The organism is Variovorax sp. 20P10.2.4, from assembly GCF_058244205.1.
Window position 1 is genome coordinate 1 of the sequence record NZ_JBZAYE010000288.1, and the last position, 8,913, is coordinate 8,913.

Genomic DNA, 8,913 nt, shown 5'->3' on the forward strand with positions numbered 1-8,913 from the left:
ATGCTGTTGTTGGAGAGGGAGGTATCGTGTTGGTGGTTGGGGTGCTCGCTGCCCAGCGCGCCGAGCGGGCTTTCGAGCGACTGGCGCTGCCTCGCGGCCTGTGCGTCAACGGCGATGGCCGGACGTTCCGAGGCCACTGCGCGCTGCGCCGCGGCACGCGCCTGCGCGACGCGCGCGAACGATGCGGCGAGGTCGAGGTTCTGCGCGAGCGCGCGTTCGACGATGCGCTCGAGCACCGGATCGCCGAAGCCCTTCCACCAGGCTTCCAGCTGCACCTCGGGCGCGGGTGACGGCACCGCGGCGTGCTGGAAGCGCTCGGGCATCGCGGATTCGGGCTTCGCGTAGTCCGGGCCGACGGCACACGCGGCGACACCGAGCGAGGCGATGGCGATGCCGACGCGCAACCGGCGGAAGCCGCGCCAACGCGGGCGGCGGGGCGGTATCGGCAACGGAGTCTGGCGGAGGTTCATGAAGGTTCCTTGGGCGGCGGGATTCGAAGGTCGATCGGGCAGTTACTTGCACGATGAAAGTCGCAACTGTATAGTAACTTGCATATTGCAATCCACATGGATGCATGCCACCCGATTCCCATCCGACCAAGGAAAACAACACATGACGGACTCCTCCGTTGAAAAGGCCCCGGCAGGAATTCCGCGGCACCGGCGCCCGCACGGGCGCAGCCTCGTCGCGAGCTGCGCGGCCATCGCCGTGGTGCTGGCCGCGGCCGTCTATGGCTGGCACTGGTGGAACGGCGGGCGCTTCGTCGAACGCACCGACGACGCCTACGTGGGCGGCGACATCACCGTCGTCAGGCCCAAGGTGCCGGGCTACATCGTCAGCGCCGCGGCCACCGACAACCAGGCGGTGCATGCGGGCGACCTGCTCGTGAAGCTCGACGACCGCGACTACCGCGCCGCCCTCGACAAGGCCGAGGCCACGGTCGCGAGCCAGGAGGCCGTGCTGGCCAACCTGCTCGCCACGCGCAGCCTGCAGCAGGCCGTGATCGCGCAGGCCGAGGCGAGCGTGAGCGCCGCCGCGGCCGAGACGCTGCGCGCGCGCGACGATGCCCAGCGGCTGCAGAGCCTCTCGGCCACCGCGGCCGTGTCGGTGCAGAGCGCGCAGAAGGCCGAGGCCGACTACAAGCAGGCCGTGGCCAACGGCCAGAAGGCGCAGGCGAGCAAGCTGGCCGCCGAGCGCGAGCTCGACGTGATCGCCACCCGCCGCCAGCAGGCGCAGGCCGCGCTCGCGCAGGCCACGGCCGAGCGCGACATCGCGCGGCTCAACCTCAGCTACACCGAACTGCGCGCGCCCATCGACGGCACGGTCGGCAACCGCAATGCGCGCAACGGCGCCTTCGCGGCGGCGGGCGCCCACATGATGTCGATCGTGCCGGCGCGCGGCCTGTGGATCGACGCCAACTTCAAGGAAAGCCAGCTGGCGCGCTTCCGTCCCGGCATGCCCGCCACCGTCGAGGCCGACGCCGTGCCCGGACGCCGCTTCCACGGCCACGTAGCGAGCCTCTCGCCCGCCACCGGCGCGCAGTTCAGCGTGCTGCCGCCCGAGAACGCGACCGGCAACTTCACCAAGATCGTGCAGCGCGTGCCGGTGCGCATCGTGCTCGACGACGCCGACGGCGTGCTCGGCCTGCTGCGCCCCGGCCTGTCGGTCACGGCCGAGGTCGATGCGCGCGACGTGCAGCTCGCGAACGCACGCACGGGTGCGGCAGGCGAACCATGAACCAGCCCGCCTCGGGGATCGTCGACCCCGCCGGCATGACCACCTCCGCCAAGGCCCTGGCCTTCGCGGCGATGTGCGTGGGCATGTTCATCGCGCTGATCGACATCCAGATCGTCTCGGCATCGCTGCGCGAGATCGGCGGCGGCCTGTCGGCCGGCACCGACGAGACGGTCTGGATCCAGACCAGCTACCTGATCGCCGAGATCATCGTGATCCCGATGTCGGGCTGGCTGTCGCGCGTGCTGTCCACGCGCTGGCTGTTCGCCGTCTCGGCCGCGGGCTTCACGCTCACCAGCCTCCTGTGCGGCATCGCCTGGAACATCCAGAGCATGATCGCCTTCCGCGCGCTGCAGGGCTTCCTCGGCGGCTCGATGATCCCGCTGGTCTTCACCACCGCCTTCGCCTTCTTCCAGGGCAAGCAGCGCGTCTTCGCGGCCGCCATCATCGGCGCCATCGCCTCGCTGGCGCCCACGCTCGGGCCCTCGGTCGGCGGCTGGATCACCGACAGCTACTCGTGGCACTGGCTGTTCTTCGTCAACCTCGTGCCCGGCATCTTCGTGACCGTCGCCGTGCCGCTGCTGGTGAAGATCGACCGCCACGACTGGTCGCTGCTGCGCAACGCGGACTACCTGGGCATGGTGCTGATGGCGCTGTTCCTCGGCTGCCTCGAGTACACGCTCGAGGAGGGACCGCGCCTCGACTGGTTCGGCGACCCCGCCATCGCGGGCGCAGCCTGGGTCTCGGGCACGGCCGGCGTGCTGTTCGTCTGGCGCTCGATGACCTATGCGCATCCGGTGGTCGACCTGCGCGCGCTGAAGGACCGCAACTTCGCGCTCGGCTGCCTGTTCTCGTTCATCACCGGCATCGGCATCTTCGCCACCATCTACCTGACGCCGCTGTTCCTCGGCCGCGTGCGCGGCTTCAGCGCGCTGCAGATCGGCCTGGCGGTGTTCTCGACCGGCGTGTTCCAGATCCTGGCCATCCCCGTCTATGCCTTCTTCGCCAACCGCGTCGACCTGCGCTGGCTGATGATGTTCGGGCTGGCCTGCTTCGCGCTGTCGATGTGGCAGTTCACGCCGATCACGCACGACTGGGGCCCGGCCGAGCTGCTGCTGCCGCAGGCGCTGCGCGGCATCGGCCAGCAGTTCGCGGTGCCGCCCGCGGTCACGCTGACGCTCGGCGGCCTCGCGATGAACCGGCTCAAACTCGCCTCGGGACTGTTCAACCTGATGCGCAACCTCGGCGGCGCGCTCGGCATCGCGGCCTGCGCCACGCTGCTCAACGACCGCACCAACCTGCACTTCTACCGGCTGGCCGAGCACCTCACGCGCAGCAACGAGGCCACCACCGCGCTGCTCGACGGCGTGGGCAGCCGGCTGCAGGGCGCCACCGACCAGCTGGTGGGCGCCTCGGCCGCGCTGCGCCAGCTGTGGAACCTGACCTTCCGCGAGGCCCTGACGCTGACCTTTTCCGACGTTTTCTTTGGCATCATGGTCTGCTTCATCATCGCCACCGCGATGGTGCCGCTCATGCGCAAGGTCGGGCCGCCGAAGGCACCGTCCGCCGACGCGCACTGAGTCCCGCCGACTTCCGCGCCACCGACGTTTCCAAGAAGAGCCGCCCATGACCCCGAAGACCCCCACGCCCATCAGCCCCGAGCAGCGGATGAAGTACTGCCCCATCGTGCGCAGCCTCGAGCGCGTGGGCGAGCGGTGGAGCATCCTGATCCTGCGCGACGCCTTCTACGGCATCACGCGCTTCGACGACTTCGTCAACAGCCTGCAGATCGCGCCCAACATGCTGACGCGCCGGCTCCACTCGCTGGTCGAGGACGGCCTGCTCGAGAAGCGCCAGTACAGCGAGCGCCCGCCGCGCTACGAGTACTGCCTCACGCCGCTGGGCCGCGACTTCCGGCCGGTGCTGCTCTCGCTCGTGACCTGGGGCAACCGGCACTTCGCCACCGAGGGCAAGAGCGTGGTGCTGCAGGAGAAGGAGACGGGCCGGCAGATCGATCCCGTGCTGGTCGACCGCAGCAGCGGCGAGCCCATCACCGAGACCACGCACGTGCTGGTGCAGCGGCGCCCGGCCGCGCGCACGGCCGGCGCCGCCAAGGCGTCCTGAACGGAGCAGGGATTCGATGGACGGTCTCGAGCACCTGCGCACCTTCCTCGAGGTCGCCAAGCGCGGCAGCTTCTCGCGCGCCGCCGACATGCTGGGCATCTCGAAGGCCAGCGTCAGCAAGCATGTCGCGCAGCTGGAGGCCAGCTTCAGCGTGCGGCTGTTCAACCGCTCGACGCGTTCGGTCACGCTGACCGACGCGGGCCGGCTGCTGCGCGAGCGCAGCATGCCGCTGATGGAGATGGTCGAGGACACGCAGAACGAGCTGCAGGCTCACAGCGCGCGCCCGAGCGGGCGCCTGCGCGTGGCGGCGCCGCACGGCCTCGTGCAGACCGACTTCCCCGGCCTGCTCGGCGAGTTCATCACCCTGCATCCCGATGTCCACATCGACCTGCACCTGAGCAACCGCGTGATCGACCTGGTCGAGGAAGGCGTGGACGTCGCCCTGCGCGTGGGCCGCATCGGCGACGAGAACCTGATCGTGCGCAAGCTGCGCCCGATGGCGCTGGTGCTGTGCGCCACACCCGGCTACTGGGCCCGGCGCGGCATGCCGCGGGTGCCCGACGACATGCGCCGCCACGAGGTGCTCGCCTACTCGGCCGGCGGCGGCCCCGCGCACCTGCCCTTCGAGATCGACGGCAAGCCGCACAGCGTGCCCGTGAATGCGCGCATGGACGCCAACGATGCGGCCGCCCTGATCGCCGCGGCGCTCGCGGGCGTCGGCGCCATCTGCGTGCCCGCGCTGCTCGCGCAGCCGCACATCGACGGCGGCCGGCTCGTGCCGGTGCTCAAGGACTTCATGCCCAGCGACCTCTGGCTGTTCGCGGCCTACACGCAGCGCCGCCACAACAGCGCGGCCCTGCGCGCGCTGCTCGACCTGCTGGAGGCGCGCATGCAGGCGGCGAGCGCGGTGCCGCCCAAGGCCGCACCGGCGAGCCGCCAGCGCGCCGGTTCGCACTGGCATCCGTTCCAGGCGCTCGGGCACGCGCAACCCGCCTGAACCCGGGCCCGGCGCGGCGCTCAGAGCCCGTGCAGCGCCGCCATCTCGTCGATCAGCCCGCGCTGGAACGCATCGAAGCGCGCCGAGGGCTGCTGCAGGCCGAAGAAGTCGCTGAACGGATCCTGCACCTCGGTGCGGTGGCCCGAGAGCTCCTCGACCACCGCGAGACCGCAGAAGGGCACGCAGGCTTCGGAGTAGCCGCCCTCGTGCACCACCACCACGCGGCCTTCGCTGTGCCGCGCCGCGAGCGCGTTGACCTGCTTCATCATCTGGCGGAACGACTCGGGATGCAGCTGCATGCGCGCCAGCGGGTCGACCGCATTGGCATCGAGGCCGCTGGCCACCACGATCAGCTCGGGGCGGAAGCGCTCGACCACCGGCGCCACGATGCGCTCGAAGGCATACATGTAGCTCGCGTGGCCGCCGCCGGGCTGCAGCGGCACGTTGACGTTGAAGCCCAGGCCCTCGCCCTCGCCGCGGTCATCCGCGCCGCTGTAGCCGGGCGGGAAGCAGTTCTCCTGGTGCAGCGAGACGGTCAGCACGTCGGGGCGGTCGTAGAAGATCTCCTGCGTGCCGTTGCCGTGGTGCACGTCCCAGTCGATCACGGCCACGCGCTTCACGCCATGCCTCGCCTTCATGGTCTCGATCGCCACCGCGATGTTGTTGAACAGGCAGAAGCCCATGCTGTGCTCGCGCAGGCAATGATGGCCCGGCGGCCGCGTGAGCGCGAAGGCGTTGCGGTGGCGGCCCTGCAGCACGCTGTCCATGGCGGCGATGGCCAGGCCGGTCGAGAGCTTTGCGATCTCGTAGCTGCCGGGCCCGAAGGGCGCGACCTCGCCGAGGTCACCGCCGCCCGCATCGCTGGCGGCCTTGAACTTCTCGAGGTAGCTCGCGGGATGCACGCGCCGCAGGTCCTCCTCGCTGGCCATCGGCGCGCCCAGCAGGTCGAGCTGCGCGCTCAGGCCCGACACGTCCATCAGCGACTTGATGCGGCGCTTGGAATCGGGCGACTCGGCCATGCCGCTGCCGGCCATGGGCTGGACCCAGCCGCCGACCGGCAGGAACAGGGCGTGCAGCCCGCCCGGCACGTGCCAGAAGGTGCGTTCATCGTGAAAGAAGGCGGTGTTCTTCATGCGTTGCGTCCTCGGTGGTGTGGGAAATGGAAGGAGAAGAAAAAGTAGAAGAGGAAGAGGAAATCGATGCCGCCCCGTGCGGCGGATGGCGCTGCACGCTCAGGCCGCGCCAGCCCCAGCGCTCGCGCGCCAGGCCCCAGAGGCCGCGCGGCGCCAGCAGCATCACGGCCACCGCGATGCTGCCCATGGCGATCAGGTACCAGCCGCCCGACATCGCGAACCAGGTGTTGAACAGCTCGCGCAGCCCGAAGTAGATCAGCGTGCCGATCAGCGGGCCCTCGATGGTGCCGATGCCGCCGATGATGACGATGAACATCGCGGTCACGACCCAGTTGATGTCGAAGGCCGAATCGGGCGAGACGAACATCGTGCCCATGAAATGCGCGCCGCCCGCCAGCCCGAAGCCCAGGCCCGAGAGCACGAAGGCGATGAAGCGGTTGCGCCAGACGTTCACGCCGATGCTGGTGGCGGCCAGCTCGTTGTCGCGCACCGCCATCAGCCCGAGGCCGAAGGGCGAGCGCATCAGCAGGTAGACGCCGGCCACGGCCGCGAGGCCGATCGCGCCAGAGATCCAGAACGCGTTGCGCTGGAAGGTCTCGGCATCGACCAGCCGCACCGCCTGCAGCGGCACGCCCGATTCGCCGCCGAACAGCGGGAACTTGGCGACCAGCAGCCGCACGATCTCGGCCAGCACCCACATGCCGATCGAGAAGTAGGCATCGCGCAGCCTGAACATCAGCGGCGCCACCGCGGCCGCCAGCAGCGCCGCGCCCACGCCGGCCAGCGGCACCATCCAGTAGGGCGAGAGGCCGAGCCGGTCGGAGACCACGAACACCAGGTAGGCGCCGATGCCGACGAAGGCCTGGTGCCCCATCGACACCAGCCCGGTGTAGCCGGCCAGCAGGTTCCACATCTGGGCCATGGCCAGCACCACGAGCACCTCGCTCAGCAGGCGCAGCAGGCCGGCATCGGCCACCGTGGGCGCGAAGGCGATGGCGAGGGCCGCGGCGAGGAAGCCGATCGAGGGAAAAAGAGATGGGTTGCGCATCGGGTGTCAGGCCCGTTGGCCCGCGATGCCGTTCGGGCGCACCATCAGGACGATGAAGAACAGCAGGTGCGCATAGAGCGCGCCCGCGTTGGAATCGAGCCGCTGCCCCGCGAGCTGCGCCACGCCCAGCGCGATGCCGCCGGCCAGCGCGCCCCAGAACGAGCCCATGCCGCCGATGATCACGACCTCGAAGGCACCGAGCAGCCGCTCCACGCCGGAGAACGGCGTGAACGAGGTGCGCAGCGCCAGCAGCAGCCCCGCCACCGAGGCGAAGGCCAGCGACAGCCCCATGACCACGCCATAGACATGGCGCGGCCGCACGCCCATGGTGCGCACGATCTCGCGGTGGTCGGAGGTGGCGCGCACGATCAGGCCGAAGCGCGAGTGCCGCAGCAGCCACTGCAGCGCGCCGAAGGCCAGCACCGCGAGCCCCAGCACCAGCACCGGGTACCAGCCGATGCGCAGGCCGCCGAGCTCGAAGCCGGCCGTGGCCAACGCCCCGCCGTCGAGCGCGCGCGGATCGGCGCCGAACAGCTCGACCATCAGGTTGCGCAGCACCACCGCGATGCCGAAGGTCACCAGCACGGGCGTGAGCGGATCGTCGGTCGCCACCGCGCGGTTGAGCAGCAGCCGCTGCAGCAGGTAGCCGGTGCCGAAGGCGGCCAGCGCCACCGGCACCAGCAGCAGCAGCGGCGACACCTGCGGGAACTGCGCGGCCAGGAACACCGCGAAATAGGCCGCGAGCACGACGAACTCGCCGTGCGCGAGGTTGACCATGCGCATCACGCCGAAGACCAGCGCCAGCCCGAGGCCGAAGAGCGCATAGAGGCCGCCGAGCAGCACGCCGTTGATGAGGGTTTCGATCCAGGCCATGGTGCTTTTCTCAGTGCCCGAAATAGGCGTTGGCGATCTGCGCGGCGCTGAAGTCCGACGCGCGGCCGGCCAGCGTGACGCGGCCCTTGAGCAGGCAGTACACGCGCTGCGCGATGCGGCAGGCGCGCGTCACGTCCTGCTCCACGATCAGCAGCGCCGTGCCCTGCGCCTGGATGTCGCCGAAGGCGCGGTAGATCTGCGCGATCACCACCGGCGCCAGGCCCAGCGAGATCTCGTCGCACAGCATCAGCCGCGGGTTGGCCATCAGCGCGCGGCCGATGCTCACCATCTGCTGCTGGCCGCCCGACAGCCGCGTGGCCGGCCGGTGCCGGAACTCGCGCAGGATCGGAAAAAGCGCATACACGGTGGCGAGGTTCCAGTGGCCGGCCCGGCCGCACAGCGCGCCCATGCGCAGGTTCTCCTCCACCGTGAGCGAGGCGAACAGCATGCGGCCCTCGGGCACCAGCGCGATGCCGCGGCGCGCGATGCGCTCGGCCGGTTCGGCCTCGATGGCCTGGCCGTCGAAGCGCACCGTGCCGCGGCTGCGCCGGCCCAGGCCCGCGATGGCGCGGATCAGCGTGGACTTGCCGGCCCCGTTGGCGCCGATCAGCGCCGTGGCCTCGCCTTCGCCCACGTCGAGCGACAGGTCGAACAGCGCCTGCAGGTCGCCGTAGTGGCTGCAGAGCGCGCGCACTTCAAGCAGCGGCATGGGCGGCCTCCTCTGCGTCTTCTCCCACGCCCATGTAGATCTCGCGCACCTCGCGGCTGGCCATCGCGGCGGCCGGCGCGTCCTCGAGCAGCTTGCGGCCGAAGTTCAGCACCATGATGCGGTCGGCCACCGCCATCAGCGCCTGCGCGATGTGCTCGATCCAGATCATCGCCACGTCGCGCTTGAGCTCGAGCACCAGCGCGACCAGCACCTGCACCTCGGCCTCGGTCAGGCCGCCCGCGATCTCGTCGAGCAGCAGCAGGTGCGGCCGGGCCGCGAGGCCCTTGGCCAGTTC

Annotated in this window: 9 protein-coding genes and 1 pseudogene; 4 read left to right on the forward strand and 6 right to left on the reverse strand. The window is 70.4% G+C overall.

Features of this window, described 5'->3' with window-relative positions:
* Positions 1 to 470, reverse strand: a pseudogene (locus tag AC27VN_RS23725) (TolC family protein); the annotation flags it as partial.
* A 142-nt stretch (positions 471 to 612) separates the two neighbouring features.
* Between AC27VN_RS23725 and AC27VN_RS23730 the strand changes: the two are divergent.
* Genes AC27VN_RS23730 through AC27VN_RS23745 form a run of 4 tightly spaced genes read left to right on the forward strand, consistent with a single transcriptional unit; the run spans position 613 to position 4,855 of the window.
* Complete coding sequence (locus AC27VN_RS23730) at positions 613 to 1,737, forward strand: HlyD family secretion protein (RefSeq protein WP_490878090.1); 1,125 nt, start codon at positions 613 to 615, stop codon at positions 1,735 to 1,737.
* Positions 1,734 to 3,314, forward strand: coding sequence for a DHA2 family efflux MFS transporter permease subunit (locus AC27VN_RS23735; protein ID WP_490878091.1), 1,581 nt, complete (start codon positions 1,734 to 1,736; stop codon positions 3,312 to 3,314). Before AC27VN_RS23730 ends, AC27VN_RS23735 begins: the two co-directional genes overlap by 4 nt.
* 46 nt (positions 3,315 to 3,360) lie before the next feature.
* The gene (locus tag AC27VN_RS23740) at positions 3,361 to 3,858 is read left to right on the forward strand and encodes a winged helix-turn-helix transcriptional regulator (protein WP_490878092.1); all 498 of its coding nucleotides are present in this window, start codon (positions 3,361 to 3,363) and stop codon (positions 3,856 to 3,858) included.
* A 16-nt stretch (positions 3,859 to 3,874) separates the two neighbouring features.
* Positions 3,875 to 4,855 (forward strand): LysR family transcriptional regulator, encoded by a 981-nt coding sequence (locus AC27VN_RS23745; RefSeq protein WP_490878093.1) that lies wholly within the window; start codon positions 3,875 to 3,877, stop codon positions 4,853 to 4,855.
* Positions 4,856 to 4,875: 20 nt separating this feature from the next.
* Here the strand turns inward: AC27VN_RS23745 and AC27VN_RS23750 are convergent, their stop codons facing one another.
* From AC27VN_RS23750 to AC27VN_RS23770, 5 genes are all read right to left on the reverse strand, one after another.
* Positions 4,876 to 5,988: a class II histone deacetylase gene (locus AC27VN_RS23750; protein ID WP_490878094.1), complete on the reverse strand. Its 1,113-nt coding sequence runs from the start codon at positions 5,986 to 5,988 to the stop codon at positions 4,876 to 4,878.
* Positions 5,960 to 7,036 (reverse strand): branched-chain amino acid ABC transporter permease, encoded by a 1,077-nt coding sequence (locus AC27VN_RS23755; RefSeq protein ID WP_490878095.1) that lies wholly within the window; start codon positions 7,034 to 7,036, stop codon positions 5,960 to 5,962. Before AC27VN_RS23755 ends, AC27VN_RS23750 begins: the two co-directional genes overlap by 29 nt.
* A gap of 6 nt (positions 7,037 to 7,042) precedes the next feature.
* The gene (locus AC27VN_RS23760) at positions 7,043 to 7,909 is read right to left on the reverse strand and encodes a branched-chain amino acid ABC transporter permease (protein WP_431513777.1); all 867 of its coding nucleotides are present in this window, start codon (positions 7,907 to 7,909) and stop codon (positions 7,043 to 7,045) included.
* A gap of 10 nt (positions 7,910 to 7,919) precedes the next feature.
* The gene (locus AC27VN_RS23765) at positions 7,920 to 8,618 is read right to left on the reverse strand and encodes an ABC transporter ATP-binding protein (RefSeq protein ID WP_490878096.1); all 699 of its coding nucleotides are present in this window, start codon (positions 8,616 to 8,618) and stop codon (positions 7,920 to 7,922) included.
* A partial coding sequence (locus tag AC27VN_RS23770) for an ATP-binding cassette domain-containing protein (protein ID WP_490878097.1) occupies positions 8,605 to 8,913 on the reverse strand: 309 nt, incomplete at its 5' end. The genes AC27VN_RS23770 and AC27VN_RS23765, both read right to left, overlap by 14 nt.

Coding starts and splice junctions, on each gene's coding strand:
- AC27VN_RS23750 (WP_490878094.1), bottom strand. CDS start 5,988: ATGAAGAACACCGCCTTCTTTCACGATGAACGCACCTTCTGGCACGTG.
- AC27VN_RS23735 (WP_490878091.1), top strand. CDS start 1,734: ATGAACCAGCCCGCCTCGGGGATCGTCGACCCCGCCGGCATGACCACC.
- AC27VN_RS23745 (WP_490878093.1), top strand. CDS start 3,875: ATGGACGGTCTCGAGCACCTGCGCACCTTCCTCGAGGTCGCCAAGCGC.
- AC27VN_RS23730 (WP_490878090.1), top strand. CDS start 613: ATGACGGACTCCTCCGTTGAAAAGGCCCCGGCAGGAATTCCGCGGCAC.
- AC27VN_RS23740 (WP_490878092.1), top strand. CDS start 3,361: ATGACCCCGAAGACCCCCACGCCCATCAGCCCCGAGCAGCGGATGAAG.
- AC27VN_RS23760 (WP_431513777.1), bottom strand. CDS start 7,909: ATGGCCTGGATCGAAACCCTCATCAACGGCGTGCTGCTCGGCGGCCTC.
- AC27VN_RS23765 (WP_490878096.1), bottom strand. CDS start 8,618: ATGCCGCTGCTTGAAGTGCGCGCGCTCTGCAGCCACTACGGCGACCTG.
- AC27VN_RS23755 (WP_490878095.1), bottom strand. CDS start 7,036: ATGCGCAACCCATCTCTTTTTCCCTCGATCGGCTTCCTCGCCGCGGCC.